The sequence below is a fragment of the Chitinophaga nivalis genome, assembly GCF_025989125.1.
GTDB classification, from domain to species: Bacteria; Bacteroidota; Bacteroidia; order Chitinophagales; family Chitinophagaceae; genus Chitinophaga; species Chitinophaga nivalis.
Map to the genome: position 1 here is coordinate 5,567,524 of NZ_JAPDNR010000001.1, position 23,258 is coordinate 5,590,781.

General features: G+C 45.3%; 24 protein-coding genes. 6 read left to right on the forward strand and 18 right to left on the reverse strand.

Annotated features, from left to right (window positions below):
* Positions 1-74: 74 nt before the first annotated feature.
* The 15 genes from OL444_RS21530 to OL444_RS21600 all read right to left on the reverse strand — a co-directional run bounded on the left by OL444_RS21530 (position 75) and on the right by OL444_RS21600 (position 14,258).
* Complete coding sequence (locus OL444_RS21530) at positions 75-1,169, reverse strand: hypothetical protein (RefSeq protein WP_264729785.1); 1,095 nt, start codon at positions 1,167-1,169, stop codon at positions 75-77.
* Between the two features lie 33 nt (positions 1,170-1,202).
* Positions 1,203-1,364, reverse strand: a complete 162-nt coding sequence (locus OL444_RS21535; RefSeq protein WP_264729784.1) for a hypothetical protein — start codon at positions 1,362-1,364, stop codon at positions 1,203-1,205.
* A 58-nt stretch (positions 1,365-1,422) separates the two neighbouring features.
* Positions 1,423-2,073 (reverse strand): VOC family protein, encoded by a 651-nt coding sequence (locus OL444_RS21540; RefSeq protein WP_264729783.1) that lies wholly within the window; start codon positions 2,071-2,073, stop codon positions 1,423-1,425.
* 147 nt (positions 2,074-2,220) lie between these two features.
* The gene (locus OL444_RS21545; protein ID WP_264729782.1) at positions 2,221-2,667 is read right to left on the reverse strand and encodes a DUF2059 domain-containing protein; all 447 of its coding nucleotides are present in this window, start codon (positions 2,665-2,667) and stop codon (positions 2,221-2,223) included.
* 67 nt (positions 2,668-2,734) lie between these two features.
* Positions 2,735-3,769 carry a succinylglutamate desuccinylase/aspartoacylase family protein gene (locus OL444_RS21550; RefSeq protein WP_264729781.1) on the reverse strand — a complete coding sequence of 345 codons (1,035 nt, stop codon included), beginning with the start codon at positions 3,767-3,769 and terminating at the stop codon, positions 2,735-2,737.
* Positions 3,770-3,779: 10 nt separating this feature from the next.
* Positions 3,780-5,126, reverse strand: coding sequence for a DUF3526 domain-containing protein (locus OL444_RS21555; protein WP_264729780.1), 1,347 nt, complete (start codon positions 5,124-5,126; stop codon positions 3,780-3,782).
* 19 nt (positions 5,127-5,145) lie between these two features.
* The gene (locus OL444_RS21560) at positions 5,146-6,588 is read right to left on the reverse strand and encodes an ABC transporter permease (protein WP_264752034.1); all 1,443 of its coding nucleotides are present in this window, start codon (positions 6,586-6,588) and stop codon (positions 5,146-5,148) included.
* A 6-nt stretch (positions 6,589-6,594) separates the two neighbouring features.
* Positions 6,595-8,886, reverse strand: a complete 2,292-nt coding sequence (locus OL444_RS21565; RefSeq protein WP_264729778.1) for a TonB-dependent siderophore receptor — start codon at positions 8,884-8,886, stop codon at positions 6,595-6,597.
* A 10-nt stretch (positions 8,887-8,896) separates the two neighbouring features.
* Entirely contained in the window at positions 8,897-9,592 is a 696-nt protein-coding gene (locus tag OL444_RS21570) for an ABC transporter ATP-binding protein (protein WP_264729777.1), read from the reverse strand.
* A gap of 83 nt (positions 9,593-9,675) precedes the next feature.
* On the reverse strand, positions 9,676-10,071 hold the full coding sequence (locus tag OL444_RS21575; RefSeq protein WP_264729776.1) for a hypothetical protein: 396 nt from the start codon (positions 10,069-10,071) through the stop codon (positions 9,676-9,678).
* A 171-nt stretch (positions 10,072-10,242) separates the two neighbouring features.
* A complete protein-coding gene (locus OL444_RS21580; RefSeq protein WP_264729775.1) occupies positions 10,243-10,431 on the reverse strand; it encodes a hypothetical protein in 189 nt (62 codons plus the stop codon).
* Positions 10,432-10,977: 546 nt separating this feature from the next.
* The gene (locus OL444_RS21585) at positions 10,978-12,009 is read right to left on the reverse strand and encodes an energy transducer TonB (protein ID WP_264729774.1); all 1,032 of its coding nucleotides are present in this window, start codon (positions 12,007-12,009) and stop codon (positions 10,978-10,980) included.
* Between the two features lie 18 nt (positions 12,010-12,027).
* Positions 12,028-12,762: a carboxypeptidase-like regulatory domain-containing protein gene (locus OL444_RS21590; RefSeq protein WP_264729773.1), complete on the reverse strand. Its 735-nt coding sequence runs from the start codon at positions 12,760-12,762 to the stop codon at positions 12,028-12,030.
* 42 nt (positions 12,763-12,804) lie between these two features.
* On the reverse strand, positions 12,805-13,602 hold the full coding sequence (locus OL444_RS21595; RefSeq protein WP_264729772.1) for an alpha/beta hydrolase: 798 nt from the start codon (positions 13,600-13,602) through the stop codon (positions 12,805-12,807).
* Positions 13,603-13,679: 77 nt separating this feature from the next.
* Complete coding sequence (locus tag OL444_RS21600; protein WP_264729771.1) at positions 13,680-14,258, reverse strand: Crp/Fnr family transcriptional regulator; 579 nt, start codon at positions 14,256-14,258, stop codon at positions 13,680-13,682.
* 281 nt (positions 14,259-14,539) lie between these two features.
* On the opposite strand from OL444_RS21600, the gene OL444_RS21605 reads away from it, so the two are divergent.
* Positions 14,540-14,692 carry a hypothetical protein gene (locus tag OL444_RS21605; RefSeq protein WP_264729770.1) on the forward strand — a complete coding sequence of 51 codons (153 nt, stop codon included), beginning with the start codon at positions 14,540-14,542 and terminating at the stop codon, positions 14,690-14,692.
* 174 nt (positions 14,693-14,866) lie between these two features.
* Positions 14,867-16,186, forward strand: coding sequence for an MBL fold metallo-hydrolase (locus OL444_RS21610; RefSeq protein ID WP_264729769.1), 1,320 nt, complete (start codon positions 14,867-14,869; stop codon positions 16,184-16,186).
* 79 nt (positions 16,187-16,265) lie between these two features.
* Here OL444_RS21610 and OL444_RS21615 read toward each other — a convergent pair whose 3' ends face one another.
* Both OL444_RS21615 and OL444_RS21620 read right to left on the reverse strand, forming a co-directional pair.
* Positions 16,266-17,147 carry a DUF72 domain-containing protein gene (locus OL444_RS21615; protein ID WP_264729768.1) on the reverse strand — a complete coding sequence of 294 codons (882 nt, stop codon included), beginning with the start codon at positions 17,145-17,147 and terminating at the stop codon, positions 16,266-16,268.
* Positions 17,148-17,244: 97 nt separating this feature from the next.
* The gene (locus OL444_RS21620) at positions 17,245-18,276 is read right to left on the reverse strand and encodes an alpha/beta hydrolase family protein (RefSeq protein ID WP_264729767.1); all 1,032 of its coding nucleotides are present in this window, start codon (positions 18,274-18,276) and stop codon (positions 17,245-17,247) included.
* Between the two features lie 812 nt (positions 18,277-19,088).
* Between OL444_RS21620 and OL444_RS21625 the strand changes: the two genes are divergently transcribed.
* From OL444_RS21625 to OL444_RS21640, 4 genes are all read left to right on the forward strand, one after another.
* Positions 19,089-19,649, forward strand: a complete 561-nt coding sequence (locus OL444_RS21625) for a helix-turn-helix domain-containing protein (protein ID WP_264729766.1) — start codon at positions 19,089-19,091, stop codon at positions 19,647-19,649.
* 105 nt (positions 19,650-19,754) lie between these two features.
* Positions 19,755-20,120 (forward strand): cupin domain-containing protein, encoded by a 366-nt coding sequence (locus OL444_RS21630; RefSeq protein WP_264729765.1) that lies wholly within the window; start codon positions 19,755-19,757, stop codon positions 20,118-20,120.
* Between the two features lie 40 nt (positions 20,121-20,160).
* Positions 20,161-20,316 (forward strand): lmo0937 family membrane protein, encoded by a 156-nt coding sequence (locus OL444_RS21635; protein ID WP_264729764.1) that lies wholly within the window; start codon positions 20,161-20,163, stop codon positions 20,314-20,316.
* Between the two features lie 120 nt (positions 20,317-20,436).
* Positions 20,437-21,228: a two-component system sensor histidine kinase NtrB gene (locus OL444_RS21640; RefSeq protein WP_264729763.1), complete on the forward strand. Its 792-nt coding sequence runs from the start codon at positions 20,437-20,439 to the stop codon at positions 21,226-21,228.
* A 681-nt stretch (positions 21,229-21,909) separates the two neighbouring features.
* On the opposite strand, the gene OL444_RS21645 is transcribed toward OL444_RS21640, so the two are convergent.
* On the reverse strand, positions 21,910-23,196 hold the full coding sequence (locus OL444_RS21645; protein ID WP_264729762.1) for a sensor histidine kinase: 1,287 nt from the start codon (positions 23,194-23,196) through the stop codon (positions 21,910-21,912).
* Positions 23,197-23,258: the final 62 nt, after the last annotated feature.

The following is a 23,258-nucleotide window of genomic DNA, read 5'->3' on the forward strand; positions in this document are numbered from 1 at the left end:
ATGTAACCGCGTAGTAATACTGTTTAATTTGCTATTTCACTACTTATCTATAGCCAGATATCTGGCTATTTTCATCATTTTACCAGTTTATTTTCCAACTCTTTCAGCCGTTTGTCCTGCGCCATCAGTAGTTGCTGCTGGGAAGTAATTAACTGTTGCTGTGCCGCCAGTTGTTTTTGCTGTTCAATCAGGTACAGCGTCAGCTCTTCAATCTTTCTCATTTGTTGTTGTTGCATATCTCCCATATCCAGGCCATCTTTGATAATGGTAGCTTCAGACGGAATACCTGGTAAGTGCTGGTGCTCCCGAATGTATTTTTCCACTTCCTGTAAGGTAGGCAATGTATAACCTGGGCGGAAGACATCATCTGCCCAACCGGTTGTGGTGACTTTTACCCGTTGTGCCGTAATGATTCCTGCCACGGAGAGCAATGACTGCGGGTTGGTGGTACCAATACCTACGTTCCCGTTATCCATTAATATTAAACGGGGGGCACACATGCCTCCGCCAGCACATCCTTTGGCATCATAGGCATAAAAACCCAGGCAATTCGCATAGCCTCCGGACATATTATAGATGTTCCACATTCTGCCCTGGCCATTTCCTGTTTTAGATGTATTTACCAATGAAATACATGCACCAAGACTGGGTTCATTACTACTACTGCTGCTCGTAATTCTGCCATACACCACTTCATCGCCCTGTACTTCCAGTTTTGCAGTAGGGTTTTTAACCCCCATTCCAATATTTCCCAAATTGGTAATACGCATTTGTTCTCCGCCGGAGGTACCAAATACAATATTCTGCAGCATATCCGGTTTGTTGGAATAACCACTGAGGTCAATAAAGGATTTGGATCCTGCATATTTTCCGCCACCCGCGGTTAATCTTAAGAAACCATCGTCTTGTAAGTAAGAGGTACTGCTTTGGCCACGGAGTTCAATAATGGTAGAAGTCAGCAGGGAAGGACGATCACTGTTACCATCCAATCCGGCGCTCAGGGAGATCCCCCCGTCAATAAACATCTTACTCTTACCATCTTCTTTGTCGCCGAGAATCAGACGCCTATCTGTCTTATTTCCATTAGCCGTGACTGACTGTAAAGTCTCTTGTGCATAGGAATGCACCATCATACAACTCAGGGCAACGGTAAACAAACATCGTTTCATAGTTTCAGGATAATTTTATCGTTTTTATAATTGTTACATTTCTCTTTGAACGCTGGCGTTTATACTTTTTTCCAGGCCTGCTGCAGTCCCGGTAGTATTATCTTTATTACGGTTATCCATACTGGCAACACCAATAGCTGTTGCAGGTACCAGGGACGGGTTAACTGTTGGTTTCCAGTTCATAAGAAAGTTCAAAGGTACGTTTTTCCCTTTATTGCCTATGATAAATTATCAATAAATATGTAACTATTTTTTATCCTAAAACGTCTTCTATCCGGAGCGTCGAATCCCGGAAAATAACGGTTTGCAATCCGGACTTACCGGGTATTAATTTGATTTTAGTCCAGTCTAAATGCAGGTCATTATATAATGCCTTATCCAGGTGCTCTTCGCCTGCCATGATCTGATCTACGGCCGTAATTCCGTTAGGGTGACTGATCATAGCGGGCCTGGGATCCGGTGTATAGGCAGACATAATAAAGGGCTGGCGATAGTCATCCGGAAAAATCAGGTGCCAGGATAATAACTGATTCATCGTATTGGTACGCTTACCTATATGCGTTTTATAAGGGACCTTTTTAGCAGTGAACAGTTGTTCCTCCCGGGCAAGATCTGCCAGCTCCGATTCTACCGACCACTCGCACCAGCCATGTTGTACCTCCTGCCATTTATCCATCCGCGCTGCTATTGCTTTATAGCCAAACCACCGCATGTACAGGCGGACATAAAAAGGCAAGCCCGGGTTTTCATAGATCTCTACAAATACATTATCTGCCAGCCAGATCATCGCATTATAGGCTTTATCCTGCCGTGTTCCATATTCCACGTTAAATCCGGCGGCGGTCAATTTTTCTACGGCTGTATGCAAATGCCGTACTTTAAACAACACATGACTCAGTCTCATGATGGATACTTTTTAGTGAGTACCAAAAGTAATCCATCGTGCCCCTCCCCGCCTGACGTGATACGGAATAAAACTAACGCAGGACGGAATAAAACGACAAAGGGAACCGCGTGGCTCCCTTTGTTGTTTGTATAAAAAGTTATGGTATTAATTTTCTGCTTTTTTATATCCTTTCTCTTCCAGCTCTTTTAGAATTTTTTGCGCAAGCTGTTGCCCCCAGACCTTCCCCACTTCCATCGATTCCTGCATCAACAAAGGTGTTACCTGAATCGCCTTTTGTCCGACCGGTGTTTTATAAAACCGGATCAGTTCATCGATATCCTCAGTCGTATAGTATTTCGCATAAATCGGGATACTCAGGTTGATCAACTCATCTGCATTGATATTGCTGGTGGCTTTTTCCCAAAACTCTGCCGGCACTGCGGTAAACTGGCCCTTAAAACTGGCGATCAGGTGCTGCGACAACTGTACCCCCAGCTTACCTGCGCCTGTCAGTTCCAGGAATGTTTTTATTTTACGGTCTTTATCGGTCGTCTGGGAAAAGGCACCGTATCCCCAACCTAACAATACCAGTATTATGAGCAGCTTTTTCATGTTCATTATCAGTTTATGATGCCTGCAAGATAATCACTTCCTGCTATACCATCGCGCGTTTCCCTCGTTATGGCAGTATGCCGAAGCTAAATAATGTTTCTCCTTTATTGACTGGTGGTGTAGCCAGCATGTAAATAATCACGCCATCCACCGGCGCTGTAATATCCCGGAGATGCTTACCTGTCAGGTCTGTGATTGCTGCCAGCTTCATTCCTTTCCTCACCAGATCGCCGCTTTTTTTGTCTGTTTTTATGATACCGCTGTCTTCACTTTTAATACTCGCCCGGCCGGTGATGGTCATCGGCTGGTTAGCTGCGACCACTTCCCCCGGTAACAGTTTCAGGTAACGCATCATGTTCAGCAACCGCTGCTGAATGACCTCCGCTACTGCTTTATCGGGGATGCCCAGTTTGCCGTGCTCAATGGTGATGGATGGAATTCCCTGCATCGCCGCTTCGCGGCCGGCATACAAGGTTGCCTCTCCTGCTTTTGGCGGCAGGTCGGCCGCTATCAGCCAATCATAACCAGAAACAACGGCCAGTTGCTGCGACAAATCCGCAGCAGGACCATTCCGGTAATAACCCACATACGGGTGGAGATCTTCACTCGCATCTCCACCATGGACATCTATCAGATAATTACAATACCGGAAGTAATCATGTGCAATAAACCAGGCGATCTTATCTGTGATCGTACCGGTTTTATGGCCGGGAAATGACCGGTTCAGGTTCTTACCATCGATCGGATTATAATACACGCTCCTGCCCAGGAATGCCGGTACATTGGCCAGATGCAGGATCACCACTGTACCTGTCAGCAGTGCCGGATCAATATAGCCGGGAAGTGCCTGCAATGCCAGTATGGGTGGATACTCATACCCATGAACGCCCGCCATCAATCCGATTACCGGACCTGTTTTTTTACCATGGATCACGGTGAACGGCAGTTGCACACTGTCTCCTCCTGCAGGGACAGTTATAAAAAAAGAAGTCTTTGTACCCGGCATAACCCGTTGCCCGTTAAAATCAAAAGGTATTACCTGTGCCGATCCGGTGAAGACCAGTCCTATGAGCACCATCAGATAGCAACAAAATTTTTTCATCCTGCAAGGTTTAAAAATGATAGGTCCGATGACGATAATTGTATAAGGCGCCACCGGCAAACAATACGATGAAAATACCGGCAGACAACAGTTGTAGCCCTCCTTTATCATCAGCCGTCTCTTTAAACTGTGCCACCTTAAACCGGTTCCAGTCTACCTGCTGCGATGAAACGCCCGTAAACAGTAACGGATAAAAGTACAGCCGTACTTCTTCGTGATAGGCTGCTACCGCTTTCAGGAAACGCAGGTGCTGCTGTAAATCAGTGCCGGCGGTTTCATTGAGCCGCAAGGAGGTTTGAATACCGGGTAACAGCAACGTGGCTATATCCGTGAATTGCTGCCGCTGCTGCAGCTTCGCCGACATACCTGCCACTCCCTGTGCGGCTTCATCATCTCCCATCTGCTGCATTGCATAATACCAGTACCAGCTGAACGTCTGCCCTTCCGGAAAAGGATATTTTTTAAACTGCGGGTAGTGCGCATAAAACTTATCCATGGTACTTTTTTTATCGAGATCCCATTTTTCGTGGTATCCTTCCCGTTGTTTCACGACGGTTTCCAATGCCTCCGGCACCGGGTACTTCCAGGTAACCCATACATTCAATATTGCCGGCGCCACCATCTGCAATACCACCCAACAGGCAATCAATGCCGCGGCATTGAAATCTGACGATTTCCCCATAGAGATGATCCAGGTTGCTAAGGCAAACCAGCTTAACAGATAAAGCCCCACCATCCCCGACACCCGCCATAAACGTATATCCGGCGGCAGTTGCAGATACACTACTGCCACTATCATTAACAATGCCGCTACGGCAAATATGGTGGTTATACTCACCAGCAAACGGCGGCCTATTACCTGCCAGGGATGAATAGCCTGCGCCCCGATCAGTCGCCAGGTACCTGATTCCTGTTCTGCAGATAACAGGTTATAGGTAAATGCAATGATCACCAGCGGAAACAGGAAAATAAAAACAAATGCGAGGTCAATATTACCCAGCAATAACGTAACCGGATTATGCAGATCCGTATCATATAACTGCCCCTGTAACCCCAGCATACTCACTGACAGCTGATAAGGATATATATCCCGTTGTCCGTTTGAAAAGGCCGCCCAGGGATCCGGCTGGTGTATCATGGTAAACTTATTATGGTACATCAGTGTTCCCAGCTCTTTTCCAAAGTATTGCCGGTTACGTGCCGTGTTTTCCGGCTGCAGCCGGATCGCTTTTTCTATTACCGTCTGTTGCTGTGCAATAAATGTTTTACCCAGATATAAGGCAAAAAGTCCGCTGAACAACAGGATCAACACGCCATATACCGTTGACCGGTTGCTGAAAAATATTTTGAACTCCATACAAAAGACCTGTGTTTGATTATAAAGATTTAGCCCATTTTGAAGCGCCCAGAAAACAGCCGATGATCAATGCCAGCCAGCACAACAATGCTCCGATAGTGGCAGCCTGTGTACGCACCACTGCCGCTACCGGTTTAAAATGATATTGAAAATCAGGCATAGATGCCCAGTGGGTATGACTGATAGTGGCGGGTTTATCGGTATCGCCCGGAGTAGCATTGCTGATGTACTTCATCTGTAGTTTATTCATTTGTTGGGCAAGCTGGTAACGATATGCTTCCGCCTGATCCTGAAAGTCAGCGTAGGTATCAAAATCTGCTGCCGTCAGTGCCATAGATAAATACCGGATAGCCAGATATGGGTTCAGATAACCGGCAGCGATCGTAAAACTGTTTTGTTTTTGATAGCTGTCTGTCAACTTTTGCTGATGCCGGTTATAGATAGCGGCAGAAATTCTTTCACCTTCTGCCATCACATAGCCACCATAATTGAAAGGCAGTTGTTTAACATCTGTTACTTTATATTGCTGCAGCAGGGAATCTTTGAGCTTTGCATAGTGCGGATCATCCGGGTTGTGGCTATCACCCTGCCGGTGCAATTCCTTTTCCACGTTGGCGGCGAATTCAATTCTGGCAGGGGCAGGATGTAATTGTACACCAATTGCCTGCGTCAACCGGGGCAGGATCATCATCCCACACACCCACCCTGCCAGTAATATCGTCAGCGCTACTTTGGACGTGCTGCAACAGGCAGACACCCACACCGCTACGCCGGCACAGATACTGAAATACATCGTATATCCTGCCAGCAGCAAGCCAAAACGCTGTATCGCATCGGCTGATAAATGCCCGTTACTCAATACTGCCCAGCCTAACATTGTCAGCAACATCACCGGGAGAAACAATGTAAAAACGACCCCGATAATACCTAATGTTTTGCCCGCCAGCAGCTGCTCCCAGCTGATTCCCTGGCATAACAAAATTTTGAGTGTACCGGATTCCCGCTCTGCGGATATGGCATTATAGCCCAGGAAAAAGATCAGTAACGGTACCAGTAACTGTAATACCATCGCTACACTCATCTCTCCGAAACGCAACATACCACCGGAAAATCCGGCTTCACTAAAATTGGCCGTATTCTGTTTATGCGCTTCCAGAAAGATGGATACACCCGCAAAACTTTCTATTCCGAAATCAAAAAAACTAAGTTCATGCTGATCGCGGAATACCAGGTATCCGTAGTGTGCCATCCGATGGGGATGTTTATCTGGCTTGGCCAGCCACTGCGCTCTAACAATAGCTTTATATTTCAACCGCTGGCGTTGCTGTGACTGATAATGTTCCCAGCCAGTATAGGTAGCCAGGCATAAAGCCAGGCCCAGAAAAAGTGTCAACGCCATTGTTGCCCTATTGCTGAAAATGGTTTTCCAGGTGCGGCCTGCAATTAATATAACAGTATTCATCGCTTATCAGAATCTATAGGTTACGTTAAACATAATATTCCGGGGTGTACCTGGAAATAACCGCAGGTAATGCTGTGCGCCGATCCAATAGGTTTTATTGGTGATATTATTGATATTAACCGCCAGCTGTACTTTACTGTTGGGGGGTGTATAATATACTGCCGCATCTAACAACGTATAGGCGGGCACGGTAAAATCGCGTACGTATGCCGGTAGTTTATCGCCGCTATACTGCACGCCTGCGCCAAAGCCCAGTCCTTTCCACCATTTGCCGCGGTGCAGGTCGTAGCGGGTCCATATATGCCCACTGTGGCGGGGCGTATTCTGTACTCTTTTTCCTACCAGGTCCGGGTTATTATCTGCTTTGATGACCGCATCTATAAAGCTATAGCCGGCATTGAACTGCCACCCTGCTGTGATCAGCCCTGCCGCTTCTACTTCCACTCCCCGGCTTTGCTGCGCCCCCCGTTCTATCAGGCGGTTAGCGTCCAGCGGATCATTGGCATTCATCAGCAGGTTTTTCTGGTTGATTTCAAAAACAGCCAGATTTACCTGCAGCTGCTGATCGAGCCAGGTGGATTTCATCCCTACTTCTTTCAGGTCACTTTCAAGTGGCTTGAAACGGGTGCCGGCGGGTGGTGGTACAATCACCAAAGTGGACGTATTGCCCTGTGGCTGATACCCCTGCAAATATGTACCATACACATTGATGTGGGTGCCTGCTGCATAGGTAAGTCCGATACGAGGCAGTAGTTTTTGTCCGGATACGGTATACTGAGCTGGCAGTTGATAGTTGCCCTCATCGGCATACCATTCCTGTCTTAAGCCCAGGGTTACCGTCAGGGGACCATATTTTACCTGATCCTGGATATAGGCACCATTTACCAGGTAACTGGCTGGTGGAATTTCCTGTTTTGTAAAAACATAGTCGTTCACGTTATGCAGTACATATACCGGACTAGCCAGGTTAAAGTGATCCACATTGGGCACAGGTATATTTACGCCATTTATATTTTTAAAGAGATAAGCATCTTTTTTTGCCGGATCATATTTAGCCGTGATGGTACCATCTTTCAGCCGGTAGCCCTGTGCCATATTTTCTCCACCGCCCCGGTATTTTTGAGTATGGATACGATCGTATCCTATCACCAGGTGATGTTGCAGTATACCCGTAGCCGTTTGTATGCTCACATAGGCACTCAGGTTATCCGTATTCCACCGTTGCTGACGTTGTACCGCACGCATGCCCGCGAGTGCAGGCACCGGCCGGTTATTTTCATCTACCCCAAATGCATTGGTGGTACGGTGTTCCAGCAGGTCTTCATTCCATGTTTGTTTCATGTAGGCCACGTTGAAGACAATACCCTTTGTTAATGTATGAGAAAAGTTGGCCATCAGCATAAGATCACGGGTATTGAAATAATCGTTGCTTCCGCCCATATTGAAACGCGGCGGGGTACTATGCAGGTCTGTTTTGCCGGCGATGGCGCCAAAGATAGCCTGCCCTCTGTCCAGGCGGGTTTTGGTATCATTAAAGACCATCTCCACATTTAAACTGGTACGCTCATTCGGAACATAGGAAAAGGATGGAGCGATCAGCCAGGCTTTTCTGTATTGCAGGTCGCGGAAACTTTTACTATCATCAAAACCGATATTCAACCGGTATAGTAAGGTTTTCTCTTTATTCAGCGGACCGGTAAAGTCCAGACCACCTCTGATGGTACTGAAACTGCCAACGGAAATATTTACCTGTTTCCGGTCTTCGGTCAGCGGCTTTTTGGTAACCAGGTTAATGCTACCACCCGGATCCACACTGGAAAAGGTGGCACTGGCAGGTCCTTTGATCACTTCAATCCGTTCCAGGTTGCTGGTCAGGGGCTGGTTAAAGAAATATTGCCGGGTACGCATCCCATTAATAATGACGCCTTCTTCATTCTGGCTCATACCGCGGATGGTGAACTGGTTATAAAAACTGGCGGGTACCACTCCGGTTACATTTTTCACAGCATCTGCCAGTGTGAATGCCTGCCGGTCTGCAATCAGTTCTTTAGAAACAGTGGCAATGGCCTGGGGAATATCTTTGTTTAAAGTAGCTGTTTTAGTAGCGGAAAAAGAATAGTCACTGAAATATTTACGGGTACGCGTACCACGCACCTCTACCGTTTGCAGGGCTTCACCGGTAGCAGGTATAAAACCGGTATCTTTTTTATGTTGCGCGATGGCTGGCCTGTGCAATAATAAACCGGCACTGCATAAGCCGATCAGCTGCAGCAGGCGGGAAGATGAAAATACAATCACGATGTCAGTTTTAAATAGTTTGCAGATACAGTTGCTGCAGATCATTGGCATTGATATCTCCTGCCTGCATGGTATGAACGAGTTGGCCTTGTTTCATGATACCGATATGCGTACCAATATTCACCGCATTGAAGATATCATGAGTTGCCATCAGAATAGCTTTGCCTTGTTGCCCCAGTTCCTTCACCAGTCCGGTGAATTCATCTGTAGCGCGGGGATCCAGCCCGCTGGTAGGTTCATCCATCAGGATAACGGCCGCATTCTTTGCGAGGGCAATGGCAATTCCTACTTTCTGCCGCATGCCTTTACTAAAGCCCTTTAAGGGCTGCCGGTGTTTATCCGGATGCAGGCCGCACTGCGCCAGCAATTCCGACAACCGGATGGTATCATAGCGAAACCCCGCCAGCCTGCTGAAATAATCCAGGTTATCGATGGCGGTTAAATGTCCGTACAGCATGACTACTTCCGGAATATAGGCCACGTGTTTACGGGTAGCAGCTGCACCTGGCACTACTTCCTGCCCGTTGATCAGTGCTTTGCCCGAAGTAGGTGCCATAAAACCCAGAAACAGGTTGATGGTAGTGGTTTTCCCTGCGCCGTTCTGCCCAAGGAGACAGCATATTTCGCCGGCATTTACCTGCAGGTTCAGTTCTTTGAGGGCATAGGAAGACTGGTATTGTTTCGATAACGATATCGCTTGCAGCATGATAATAAATTATAGGACAGGGGACTCCTCTCCTGGTTGACAACAGTAAATAACAGGTAGTATCTTCCGCTGACACGGAAGTCTTAATAATAGTATGGAGCGTTATCAGGAGGGCCTTTATTACTGCGGGCAGGTGATACTATGCCCAACAAGGAGGTACGGGTATCGGGCAACAAGAGATATACCGGTAACGGGCCAATATCCGGTAATGCCGGTGGCAAGAGATAGGAATCATGTACCTGTTGTTTGATCACTTCACACAGGTTACATTTTTTATACGGGAGATGAATACTGTGTGTATGTTTTCCCTTGCGGCTGATCTGGCTGGCCGTATTCAACGATATACATGCCTGCCCGTGTATGGTCTCCACCACAGCAGGTACTGCCAGCAGCAGTAATAACAACACAGCGCTTATCCCGCGGCCGTGCGGCCACTTCCTGCGGACAAATACGGGTGCTATGTTGATAAACCAGTACATATAGGTATTGACGACCGGTTGCTGTATTACCGGATTGCGAAAGTAAACATTAATTTACAATATGCAACTATGTTGCATATTGTAAATTAAAAAAAGGGATACATTTCCGATATACGCGATGGTTAACCACTATCATTTTTACTATGACTGCTTTTGTATTGGGTGGTACAGCTATTGATGGCAACATGGGGTATTGCCCGGTTCAGACAACCGACCGGCAGCAGCTGGTACCATTACTTCAGGGATGACCACCGTATCATTGGATAACAGCCGCATCGTTTCCTGCAGATTCTCTGTACCACTACGTGGTAAAGTAACAGTACCCTGCATCACAGCGGCTGTCCATTTGCTGCGATGCATGCCTGCCGGTGTATGATCTACCACCTTTGTATCACCGGACCGTTATCATGCGCAGTACCGGTGTAAATGACTCTCTCCGGGGGCATACGGCTGTTGCGTATGATACCAGGGCAACTTAATGGTTACTATACCTGCTTATACAGGGGGTTAAAGGATTTCTCCGGTAACGATTATACCATCATACCGTGTAACCATAATTTTCTCCGCACTTATTTTATATAGTCGCTTTACTCACATCATTTAAGACAATCAAAAAAGTGTGACACAGCCACTACGCTATTCAACTGTTTTCAGCATCCGTACAACAGATAGCCAGCAGCTACAGACCTGTAGCAGACCATCGATCTTGCAGACCGGATTAAAAACAAGTAATAAGATTTGGCAAATTTACATCAGCCTGCGGGACGACTATGTAGTAGCATTAGTATTTGACTGTAGTAACACAACTACAGGTGTATATGTAGCTGTACGAGTGCATTATAACCATGTAATTCTTCGGAGAGAGGCATTAACAGGGTTTCTTTTTAAAAAGTTATGTCCCGGATATCATCTCCCGGGCAATATAAATTTAACAGGCAGGTTAACCCGTACATTTACCAGTTTACCATTTTGTGCACCGGGTTCCCATTTCGGCATGATCGACACCAGCCACAGCGCTTCTTCATCCAGTCCATATCCCAGGCCTCTGCCCACACTTTTTATATCCGTCACCGTTCCATCCCACTTTACGACAAACTGTACAAAAGCAATACCGGTCACCTTATTTTCCAGTGCTGTCTTAGGATACTGCATATGCGCCGCTATAAATTGCTTCAGTGCCGGCTCTCCCTCCGGAAATGACGGCTGCATTTCCACAAAGGCAAAAACCTCTTCTTCCCTGTTAGCAGTGGCTTCTTTAAAAGCCTGCGCCCAATTGATCTTGTCCGGTATTGGGGTAAGAACACGCTCTATCTCTCCCTCATTGATCTCCAGTAATCTCCCTTTATCGTAATAATAATACTGCGCCAACAACGCTCCCTTACTATTTTGCACGTATATCGTATCATGAATAATTTTGCCCATAGTAACATGTTGTAGTTGATGATTAACCCGATAAGTGTAGTTATTAGGACCGGGATAGGTTCTGATCACCACATTCTCTTTATCAAAGGTCACCCACAGACACCAATTCCCTGCTTCGTCTTCGAAGCGGCTGGTACCAGTATAGTATCTGGCTCCTTTATTGCCAGTAGCCGTAAACCTATTGGTGGCATATGCCTGCAGCATGGCTATATCCGCTGACGACATGCCTGCTTTTTGCAATGAATCGGGCATGCCACCGGGATAATGATACAATCCCTCCAGTATATCATCCAGTACCTGAACATCCTTATGCAGCTGCCGTTCCGCTCTTTTTAGCTCCGTTTTACTATACCCTTTTTGTGCCCATATATGATACATGTAAGTGCGAAAAGGATCTTTCTTCATTTCTACCGACATCACATCCGCTAACCTATGACTGACAGCTGCGGGGAGCATAGTTACCTGTGCCGTCGTATAAAATGGCAGCAACAGTAATAACAAAAAAAATTTCATCATTATCTTTATACACTTTGCTTATCCGATACCCAGCAGCGACCGGAGGTCCGCTAAAAAACCCGTTTTTTTTCTGACGATGGCAAACTGGCCCATCACAGTCTGACTCAGCTCCAATGTCACCTGCATGGGATAAGGCCCTTTTACTTTCAGCTCCTTTGATTCATACCCTATATATAAAAATATCAGTTTTATTTTCCTGGCATCCACCTCTGCCGGAATTTTCAGCGTAAAACGGCCCTTTACGTCTGTTATGGCACGATAGGTGGTTCCTTTTATTTCTATGACAACACCCACTAAAGGATCATGGGAATCCTTATCCCTGACAACCCCACTCACTTCCGGCAAGGAATCTTTACCGGGAGCACTGGTATCAGCGAAGGAGGCTTCCACCGGTAGATTAACAGGAAAATTATGTACGGTGGTCACCAACGGCGCTGGCGGCCGCGCCTCACTATTGCCGACGGCAGCAAGCAGCAAGGCACTCACCATGGCAGCAGGTAAAACAGTACGGGGTTTATGCTTATCAGCGGTACCCCAGGTGTTATTTATCTGTGTTGCCTTAAAATAGCCACAATACTGTTGCGTATTATCCTGCAGCAGCTGTTCTATTTCTGCATCACTCATAGTGGTAAAATCAATGACGTTTTTGCTGCAATGACTGCAATAACGGCCGGAGGTGGTTTCACGCATATCATGCCACGACTGCTGGCAAGGAGAAGCAATCTTTAAGGTAAAGGGAGTCTGTTTACGCATAGGTCAGCGGATTTGACTGGTAATTTACCTGTTTTTCTGATGCTACTGCTCAAAAAAATGCTTAAAATAATCCAGCTGCACTTCCATAGCAGCAGCCCAATAGGCCGTATCATGCTTTCCCTGCCGCTCTATGTATTCATGCGGTATACCACGACTGGTCAGTAATTGATGGAACGCCCGGTTCATACCAATAAAAGGATCTTCCGTACCACAGTCCAGGATCAGTTTTTGCGGATTGTTTTCGAACCAGGCAATCCGGTTAACCATCACATAAGGGCGCCACGTCAACGTATCTTCACCCAACATGTCATTTACCTGATAATCTTTTCCGAACGTCCGGAAGTCGAGTGCACCGCATACACTGCCCAGTATACCAAATGTTTCCGGATGCTGTGTACCGATCAGCATCGTACCGTATCCTCCCATACTCCAGCCCAGCAAGCCTCTGTGCGTCGCTGCCTTCCTGGTGGAAAAATGGGTATCTACATACTTTACCAGTTCTACTCCAACGAAGGTTTCATATTGAGAATTTTTCCTCACCGGGCTGTTGATATACCAGCTGGAGAAGCTGCCATCCGGCATCACAAAAATTGTTTGCTCCCGGTCTGCCCGCTCTTTCAATGCGGGAACATCCTGGTCGAGGGTACGCTGCGGATTACCACTATAGCCATGCAACACATACACGGTATTAAATCCGGCTCCTGTTTTTGTTTCCGGCACCACAAGGATGGTGGCAATGATTCTTCCCATAGCCGGACTAAAAACATCCCGGCGTACCACCTGGGCGGCCTGTGCCCACTGCACACCACATAAAAATACGGCCAATAATACCTGTTTCATTTGTTTGAATATTGAATGATTGATCACACAAAATTCTGTTAACCGGTACTACTGAACATTTACATATGTTGATTTGGTTAAAAATCCATGTCTTTCCGGATTCTGCTGAGCTGCGTAGGTGTAATGCCCAGGAAGGAAGCGATGTGGTGCAATTTGATCCGGCCTTGTATGTCGTGATAGGTTTCCAGGAACTGTATATACCGCTCTTTCGCGGTTTCATATTTCAGGGAGATCTCTCCGTTTTCCTTATCGACGATCCAGTTTTTCTCTAAGTAGTTAATCTGAAACATGGCCAGGTCATGGTGCTTCCGGAACAGGTCCCGGAATTCCTTTGCCGCAAACCGGATGTATTCCGCATCCTCCAGGGCTACAATAGAAAACAGGCCGGGCTTTTGTTCAATCAATGCGGAAGTGGAGGCCACAAAACTATTTTCTGCGAAGAATTTTTTGATGATGACATCTCCGTTGGCAGCAATATAATAATAGGCAAACAGTCCCTTCACGATGAAATAATAGTATCCGGGCACCGTTCCCATTCTCAACAGATAATCGTCTTTTTTGATGGTACTGTATTTAAACAGTGACATCAGGTCCTGCTGACACGCCTCACTCAGGGGATAGTAAGCATCCATTTTACTTAACACAAGGTCATACATAGCACATTATTTACTGTCCGCGAAATCCGTTGATGACAGGCCAGCAAAGATAACATAAAAGCCGCAATGGAAGATGAGTTCCGGCCCCGTCGGCCAACCGGATTCTATACATGGATTGGCATTTATTCCGGATGTTAACAGCTATTTCATCTCGCGCAACAAGCATTTTTTCTCCGGAGGAGTTATAAAACCATTGCTCATGCAAGCTAAAATTATCGTGTCACGTCATCATCTTTCCAAGCTTAACAATTTCTTAAAAAAAGTATGCCCGATAACGTTAGATGCGAAATAAGCCTGCGACTACCCATTTCACGGCCGCCTTCTATCCGCTGCAATGCAGTATAGTAGCTCATTCCCGGCAAATCACCCCTATTACATTGCTGCCTGCCAGTATGCATCCCCTCCTCTCTCTTTATCATGATACACGTGTATAACCGCCAGCTATAGCCAGTTTACCACGTTTCACGCACTTGCACTTTGTTGATATTTATGTAAATTGCGGCCAACATCCTTATACATATATTTTATTTTTTTAATTTATTTAAGGACCTAATGCTGACAGGATATTTTTATCCCGATAATATTGAATTGACGCTAAACATATACTTATGAATGTTACCTGGGTAAACCATGCCTCTTTTATATTTGAATATGATGGCATCCGGCTGATTACTGATCCATGGATGGAAGGAACTGCATTCGACAATGGTTGGGCATTATTATCCAATACTGTATTACAGTATGAGGATTTTTCCACCATTACGCATATCTGGTTCTCACACGAACACCCGGACCATTTCAGTCCACCCAATCTGAACAAAATACCCAAAGCTTACCGGGAAAAGATTACGGTATTGTTCCAGAACACCACCGACAGAAAGGTAGCAGACTATTGCAGAAAAGCTGGATTTGGTACCGTGGTAGAAATGGAAACAGATAAGTACTATTCGCTTTCCGCCAATGTACAATGTAAGTGTAATCCATTTACAGACGGCGATTCCTGGCTTTATATCAAAACCGACAAATACAATCTGCTGAATCTGAATGATTGTATTATCTGTACACCGGAAGATGCAAAATCCATCCAGGCTAAAACGGGTCCGGTGGACATCCTGTTTACCCAGTTTGGTTATGCCAACAAAGTAGGTAACACGGATGATGTAAAAGAACGGGAAGAAGCTTCTGCTGAAAAGCTACGGAGAATCGCCATACAGCAACAGGTTTTTGCGCCAAAGGCCATCATTCCTTTTGCCAGCTATGTATATTTCTGCCATGAAGAAAATAAATACATGAATAACGGCATGAACCGGGTAGACCGCGTTTATGACTTTATTACCGATACCTTAAAGACGGAAACCGTTGTCCTCTATCCGGGAGATCAATGGGAAGCACTGACTGCACACGATTCTACCGCTGCTATCAGCAAGTACCTGGCAGATTACCGCAAAATAGATAGTAACGAAGTGAGCTATGTTGCCCACCCCGCAAAAGTGGAAGTAAAGGAACTGGCTACCGCAGCAGAGAAATTTACAGAAAAAATTCTCCAGATCAATCAGCAGGTATCTTTTGTAAAAAAATACCCTACCATGAAAATCTGGTTAACGGATTATCAACAGGCCTTCGGGTTCGACTTCCGTAAGCAACTGCACCAGACCGGATATACACAGGATACCTGTGATATCAGTCTTAGTTCCAATGCACTGTTGTATTCCTTCAAACATTTATGGGGAGGAGATTCTTTGCAAATTAATGCCCGCTTCCAGACTCCTGCTAATGGTAACTACTACAGAGCCAGGAGCTTTTATGAGCTGGCAGCAATGGCCAACCGGGGCGAAAGCAGCAACAATAAAGCAGCTTTCAAACACTGTCTGGCACTCAGCCCTTACGCGGGCATCCTGAAAAGCATTTACAGACTGGTAAAAAAATAATGCCGTCCTTTATAACAACAGCCGGAAGCACCATGCGCTGCTTCCGGCTGTTTATTTATTACGCTCCCCAACAGGGTATTTAAAAAAGTGATAATTGTGTTTGTGCCGGCTGGGGTGTCAGGCCAAATACGGCCTGTACTTCTTCATAAAATCCGGCTTCGTATTTACCATCATGTACATGCAGGAAGAAATAAATATCTTCCAACCCCTGGTCCTTCCAGGCGTTTAGCCGGGGGATCCAATCCAGCAAACGGGCTTTATCCAGCGGATGCCCGCCCTGGGTAACAAACCGCAGGAACAGCTTCGGCAGTGTAAGTCCCATATGCAAACAATCCCGGCGACCCGGCGTATCCGTGAGTACGGCGCCGATCCCCAGCTGATGCAGGGTAGTAAAAAATTCCCGGCGTTCCGCCTCATTGCCAAACCAATCCGGATGTCTGACCTCCACAAAAAATGTCAGATCACGGGGTAGTTGCTCCAGATATTTATACAGGTTCTGTTTACGTACCGGCGAAAAATATTCACTGAGCTGCAGAAATACAGGTCCCAGCTGGTCTTCAAAAGCACGTATCCCCTCCAGGAAAGCCGCGGTTTCTGTCATCGCATTAATCAGAGAGCTGTTATGACTGATAGATTGCGGTACCTTCGGGCAAAACCTGAAGTCTCTTCCTTTTACTTTCTCTGCCCATTTCCGGATCGCATCCGGACTATATATTTTATAGTGAGTCGCATTCAGCTCCACACAGTTAAACAACCGGCCGTATTCCGTCAGTAAAGCCGTTTCTTTGAGCCCTTTGGGATACAGGGTACCGGCATATTCCTTTCTGCTCCAGCCGGACGTACCAATCCGCAACGTGCTGTTACCCGGTACTCCTTTCAATACCTGGCTGGTAATCGGGTCGTCCGGCAACAGGGATACATCCAGTTGCGTATATTGTTGCCAGTTAGCTCCAAAATCCATATGATGCTATATATTTCATGCCAAACATACTAATGTGTAAGATACGTCGGGCAATATGGAGAAAAATGAGGTTTCTGCCAAATGTAAACGCCTCCATTTATTTTGCGATCAGCCATTTCCGCCAGTCCGCTGCTACCCGGTCCCAGTTAAAAATGTCATAGTTGATGCTACCATCCGCTTTTAGCGGGAAGTAATTATGTTCTGTGCCGACGTAAGTCCTGAATGTAAAGTTTTTTCTTTTCTGCCGGATGGTTTCCACCTGCCAGTAATCATTAAACGGCGCCCCGGCATCTTTTGAGCCATAGCTAACGAGCACGGGTATCTTTAGTTTACGAAGATACCGGATAGGAGGAATCGAAAACTCATATGTTGTTTGCGGGCTATCTCCCTCCGCCGCACCGATATGCTGCTTGTTGGCTACTACCTCCTCCCAGCGCCGGATATCGGCTGCTGCTCTTTGAGTACTATCTGTTTCCACCTGCCTGCTGCGGGTGATGATGGTCATGATCCGCCCCATCGGATTCCCTCCTGAATAGATCAATGCTGTCACAGCCGGAGTTTCCATGGCTAATTTAGCAGCAATCGTACTACCTTCCGAATGTCCGGCTACTACCAATTCCTTTTGGGAAACCCAGCTTTGCTTTCGTAAAAACCGGATCACGGCTTTATTCCGGTTTACATAATAGGAAAGCAGATTTCGCGCTATGTATTGTCGCGGAAAGTTACCAGTACTGTCACTGCAGGTCAAATCGCTGGTTAGATTTTTTTGATCAGCTACCAACGGTATATAGGGCTTGCCAATAATAACCAGGTGATATTGCGCGGATAAGCTGTCGGGATTAAAAACAAACACCGGATAAATTGCCCGCTGTCCACCGGCGTCGTAAGTAATAATTAATGGAACCGGCAGGCTGCCCTGGCAAAACAATAACAACGGTTTTACTTTCATCTCCGTTCCTTTCCCGGACTTTACCAGTATCTCTACCGGATCTCCCTTATACATCATCCGCAGATGCCTGAACCCATAGCAGGAGGTATCCGGAGTTTGTGCCGGGAGCAGACCGGGCAAGCAGCTCCATAACAGACAGACCAGCTTGCCGGTCCATACACGCCATATATAAAATTTCATACTAAACAGCTAAGTAAGGGTCAAACGTATTCCTATTGTCTAATTTAGCTAATCAAGGTATGCAACAATACTATTTCAGTAGCTGGATAATTTTCGTCTCATCCGGAAATACTATATATATTATGTATTCCGGAAAGATTATTTAACATCAATCATTGCTGAAATAACACGCATCATTGATTACCATTATACCTGACAGGCATAAAAAATCATGCTTATCCATCCCGTTCTATACAAATGCCTATATTGACAACCCGCCTCCAGGTTATCATCCGGTTTCAAACTTTAACATTATACATTTCATACGCTACTGCAGATCAGCAACGGTAGCTATAATAATATTATCAGGTACGCTCCGTACTTATTTCAAAGGGAGCATTACAGACAATGATTCTCACCATAAAGCGAACGGGTAGTCACACCGCATTGACCTTTACGACCAACCCTGCTATTATTTTTCACTGCCCTGAAAGCACCGTCGGCATTGACCTTTCATCAACCAATACTTTAATAAAAATATTTTCCCGTCGGGGTATTCCCGTTATGGCTGCGATAGCACAGCTATACTTACAATGTATCTTGTAGTAAATACTATTTTTAACACCTTTTAAAATGGATATCAGTGACATTTTCTGGTTTCAAACGGCCGCCTTACCTGGTAGTCTTTGCTATTACTGATAGTATGGGAAATAGCTGAATCAGAAAATTTATGCCTATATTTAGGGTAATACTGCTAAACATAACCCGAGCAGCCACCCTCTCCTGCTCTACCGGGCGCATAAGCATAAATACCTGATTAAAAATCAACTCAATTGAAACTATACATTAAAAATATGGTCTGCATCCGTTGTAAGATGTTGGTGAAGGAAGAACTGACGAAACTCGGGTTACCTTTTGGTATGGTAGAACTGGGTGAAGCGGAAGTGCTTTCTACTATTTCTGCGGAACAACATAGTCAGCTCAAATCAGCACTATTGAAATGGGGCCTTGAATTAATGGATGACAAAAAAAGTATTCTCATTCAAAAAGTAAAAAATGTAATTATTGAACTAGTGCATTACACCGACGAGCCATTGACCATCAATTTCTCTGAATTCCTGAGCCAGAAATTAAACTATGATTACACCTATCTCGCCAATCTCTTTTCAGAAGTACAAGGTATTACCATCGAAAAATTTATCATCGCCCACAAAATAGAACGGGTAAAGGAATTACTCGTATACAATGAGCTTAACCTCACGCAGATTGCTTATCTGCTGCATTACAGCAGCGTGGCACATCTTTCTACGCAGTTTAAAAAAGTGACCGGACTCACCCCTTCCCATTTCCGGCAACTAAAGGAAAAAAGACGTTCCATGTTAGACGATGTGTGAATCTTACAACTTATTTATGTTTTTGTGTAATGGTTATCAATAAAAAGCAGCGGACCTTTGCTATTGGAATTGACTACGTATAAACCGGTCAATCAACTGCAGACTATGGACAACAACGATAAAAATGAATACCTGGATAACTCCGAACTGGAAAAGTCAAAATCACATATTATTGTTGAGATTATTGAGTATATGGCCAACGCTGTAGTAATTAAAACGATTATTAAAAAATCAACCGGTAATATCAGTATTATGTCTTTTGACAGCGGAGAAGGACTAACGGAAAAAACTTCTCCCTTTGATACTTTTGCCCAGATTATTGAAGGCAAGGCGGAGATTGTCATTGACAGTAAATCCAACTACCTGGAATCAGGACAAGGTATCATCATACCTGCACACGCACCTAATTTCATAAAACCCAATGGAAGATTCAAAATGATTCAGACCATTATTAAAAGCGGGTATGAGTAAAGATTTTCTTATTTAGTACTCCTTTTAAAAAATATGCATCATGGGAAATCTACTTTATCTCCTTGCCGTCGTATTAGTAATTATATGGGCAATTGGATTTTTTGGACTTGCCGCAGGTAGCCTTATACATCTTTTACTTGTTATCGCAGTAATTGTTGTATTAATGGGCGTGATTCGTGGCAGTGGCACAGCTTAAACTAACACCGGCTTCAAAGATACCAGCGAATGTGTGAATTATGTAACTAATTCATTGCGGGCTATAATAGTGCTAACAAAAATTTTATTCACCTTTACATCCAGCATAAATCCTTAAGAAATGAAAACATCGACTGCAGGTATCAATACCAAAAAAATAGCTGGCCATGACTCATATACAGATTTTGCTACCCAAGTATTTTCACCTGTAGCCCCTAATAACTTTTACCCGTTACCGATAGTTGCTGAAAAATCAAAAGTGTTTTCCGGACAGCCGACCGCCAGCCTGGCGCATGAACTCCGAAATCCATTGACCAATATTAATCTATCCGTGGGGATGATCGAATCCATTACCAGAAATGACGATTTGAAAAGCTACCTGGATATTATTATGCGTAGCTCTGTACGTATTAACGATCTCGTTACTGAGCTGATTAAATACCAACATGCCAATGAAGTACCGGTAGAACAGCATGCTGTTCATCAGCTGCTGGAGGAAGTACTGGAGATGGCAGCAGATCGTATCCAGCTTAAAAATATCGTGGTCAGGAAGCAGTATGAACAACATGATTGTACCATAGAGCTGAATGGCCTGAGAATGAAAATTGCTTTGACAAACATCATCATTAATGCCATTGATGCGATGTCTTCCAAAAATGGTATCCTTACACTGGTAACCAAATCAGTTTATGGTAAATTTCTTGTCGAAATAGAAGATAATGGCTGCGGGATCAGCGAGGATAACATCAAAAAAATATTCACCCCTTACTTCACCACTAAGCCAGGAGGGTTGGGCATTGGCCTGTCTAATACCTATACGATTCTCCGGTCTAATAATGTAGGCGTAAAAGTAGAATCATCAGCAGGTAAGGGAACCCGTTTCATTCTTTTTTTCAATAAAAATAATCAGTAGGCAATAGCGGCATATCTTATCGGACCATACTTTTCTTTCTTGCCTTCTTTTCATGGAAATCATATTACTCCGACTGCAAACCTATTTGCACTTTCAACACTTATTATTTAAACAAACTTTATATCATCACTATAAAACCCAAAGATGCTATCAACATACCGGGTGCACCTACCCTTACAGTTACCGAAACCAGCTGCATAAGAAACTGCCATAGATGAGATATACCATAGCTACAAAGACAAGTTCAGCGGAATTGCATGCCTCGCAGAAAAATATCTTAACACCTGTAAAAGAGGATTCCAGGCTTATAGAGATGTATAATGATGCGTCATCTGATTCTCCGCTTAAGTGCCCACTGCGCTACAAGGTAGTTATTCCGGATAACCTCCTGTTTTGCGACCTTTACCAGGTCAAGATATTCTCTCTAATGGTTGAATAGAAGAATTATAGCCCGGAAGATCTATTTAATTTTGAGCCACCTAATGCCATATGGTTAAAATAGCTCCGGGTTATCTTCTTCTGCTATCAACACGCCCTTATAAAAACAACCGACCACCATACCCATCCCTTTCATGTATTTATTTTGTGGAACGCCGCATAAAGCAGCATTCCACACTGCCATTTCCGGCAACGCTTCCGGTATTTTACGGTATACCTCCCTAACATCTATTCATTCGCTTTTCATTCGTCTTCCTCTGCTACCGGCAATGTGACGGTAAACAAGGTACCTTTACCCACTGTACTTGCTGCCGTGATGTGACCTTTGTTCTGTTCTGTAAATTCCTTGCAAAGCAACATGCCAAGTCCTGTTCCCCATTCGCCGTAGGTACCGTTAGCCTGACCAGGCGCACCGGAAAACAGGATAGCTAACTGTTCGGCCGGCATGCCGGTTCCCTGGTCTGCCACCTGAATCTGTACCATCTCCTGATCCTGTTCTGCGCGCACGCTAATGCTCTCTCCGGTATAGCTGAATTTAATAGCATTATTGAGAATATTACGAAGAATCACAGATACCTGGTCCCTATCAGCATACAATTCAATCACGACAGGTATTTCCACTTGCAGCACCAGTTGTTTCTGCTGGATCAACAGCTGGCAGAAAGACAACACCTCCTGCACGAGCGGCGCCAGGGGAAAGGATTCCGGGCGCCAGCGGATACCCCGGATATTACGGGCACTCCACCGGAGTACGTTGTCCAGTGAGCCGCCCATCTCTACAATTTTCTGGTATAAGGCTTCTGTGGCAGCGCTCATTTCCTGCGCCGGATATTCTCCCTTCCGGTACATATCCAGCAATACTTCCAGCGTGGCCAGCGGACTACGGATATCATGCGCAACTACAGAAAAAAGTTTTTCCTTGTCTTTGTTCATGGCGGCCAGCTCCTGCCGTTGCTGCTCGATCTGCTGCTGGTAGTCTGATTGTATATATTTGAAGAAGCTCAGTGCCACGATAATAAACAGTAACGAAACACTCACATTACTCCAGACCCTTACCTGCGGTACTGGTGGGGCCAGGTACCATTGCTGTGGCAGAAACAGGATCAGCAGAAAGGCTGCAATCACCATCAGACTCAATCCCACAACGATCCACCGGTTGTCATATACCAGGATACTCAGGATAAGGATGTTGAGCAGAAAATATTCTGCCCCGTTATGGAAAAACATACCGGTGAAGGTATACAGTACCACACTGAAAAAGATCATAACAATCCGGGCGCTATAATACATCCGATACCGATGCATCAGTAGTACGGTGATGTTCACCAGCGTGGTGGTGAGATTGAGTGAAGCCAGCAGGTAGCGGTGCTGACAAGTGTTCAGTATGGCATAGAAAAACATGAACGGTATACAAGGTAATGCCAGCAGATTAAGCAGCTTGATACGCCGCGCTTCTATAAAAGACATAGCCGGATCTATACCCACATGCACGATATACCCCCAGTAGCGGACAGCAAGCTCTTTAAACATAAGACCGCAAAGATACAAAACCAACCTTTTTGCAAAGGCCTGTTTTCTATCTTTACGGTCTG

Excerpts from the sequence above, each read along its gene's own strand:
- OL444_RS21530 (WP_264729785.1), bottom strand. The coding sequence starts at position 1,169 with ATGAAACGATGTTTGTTTACCGTTGCCCTGAGTTGTATGATGGTGCAT.
- OL444_RS21540 (WP_264729783.1), bottom strand. The coding sequence starts at position 2,073 with ATGAGACTGAGTCATGTGTTGTTTAAAGTACGGCATTTGCATACAGCC.
- OL444_RS21545 (WP_264729782.1), bottom strand. The coding sequence starts at position 2,667 with ATGAAAAAGCTGCTCATAATACTGGTATTGTTAGGTTGGGGATACGGT.
- OL444_RS21550 (WP_264729781.1), bottom strand. The coding sequence starts at position 3,769 with ATGAAAAAATTTTGTTGCTATCTGATGGTGCTCATAGGACTGGTCTTC.
- OL444_RS21555 (WP_264729780.1), bottom strand. The coding sequence starts at position 5,126 with ATGGAGTTCAAAATATTTTTCAGCAACCGGTCAACGGTATATGGCGTG.
- OL444_RS21560 (WP_264752034.1), bottom strand. The coding sequence starts at position 6,588 with ATGAATACTGTTATATTAATTGCAGGCCGCACCTGGAAAACCATTTTC.
- OL444_RS21570 (WP_264729777.1), bottom strand. The coding sequence starts at position 9,592 with ATGCTGCAAGCGATATCGTTATCGAAACAATACCAGTCTTCCTATGCC.
- OL444_RS21575 (WP_264729776.1), bottom strand. The coding sequence starts at position 10,071 with ATGTACTGGTTTATCAACATAGCACCCGTATTTGTCCGCAGGAAGTGG.
- OL444_RS21580 (WP_264729775.1), bottom strand. The coding sequence starts at position 10,431 with ATGCATCGCAGCAAATGGACAGCCGCTGTGATGCAGGGTACTGTTACT.
- OL444_RS21585 (WP_264729774.1), bottom strand. The coding sequence starts at position 12,009 with ATGATGAAATTTTTTTTGTTATTACTGTTGCTGCCATTTTATACGACG.
- OL444_RS21590 (WP_264729773.1), bottom strand. The coding sequence starts at position 12,762 with ATGCGTAAACAGACTCCCTTTACCTTAAAGATTGCTTCTCCTTGCCAG.
- OL444_RS21595 (WP_264729772.1), bottom strand. The coding sequence starts at position 13,602 with ATGAAACAGGTATTATTGGCCGTATTTTTATGTGGTGTGCAGTGGGCA.
- OL444_RS21600 (WP_264729771.1), bottom strand. The coding sequence starts at position 14,258 with ATGTATGACCTTGTGTTAAGTAAAATGGATGCTTACTATCCCCTGAGT.
- OL444_RS21605 (WP_264729770.1), top strand. The coding sequence starts at position 14,540 with ATGCGAAATAAGCCTGCGACTACCCATTTCACGGCCGCCTTCTATCCG.
- OL444_RS21610 (WP_264729769.1), top strand. The coding sequence starts at position 14,867 with ATGAATGTTACCTGGGTAAACCATGCCTCTTTTATATTTGAATATGAT.
- OL444_RS21615 (WP_264729768.1), bottom strand. The coding sequence starts at position 17,147 with ATGGATTTTGGAGCTAACTGGCAACAATATACGCAACTGGATGTATCC.
- OL444_RS21620 (WP_264729767.1), bottom strand. The coding sequence starts at position 18,276 with ATGAAATTTTATATATGGCGTGTATGGACCGGCAAGCTGGTCTGTCTG.
- OL444_RS21630 (WP_264729765.1), top strand. The coding sequence starts at position 19,755 with ATGGACAACAACGATAAAAATGAATACCTGGATAACTCCGAACTGGAA.
- OL444_RS21635 (WP_264729764.1), top strand. The coding sequence starts at position 20,161 with ATGGGAAATCTACTTTATCTCCTTGCCGTCGTATTAGTAATTATATGG.
- OL444_RS21640 (WP_264729763.1), top strand. The coding sequence starts at position 20,437 with ATGAAAACATCGACTGCAGGTATCAATACCAAAAAAATAGCTGGCCAT.
- OL444_RS21645 (WP_264729762.1), bottom strand. The coding sequence starts at position 23,196 with ATGTTTAAAGAGCTTGCTGTCCGCTACTGGGGGTATATCGTGCATGTG.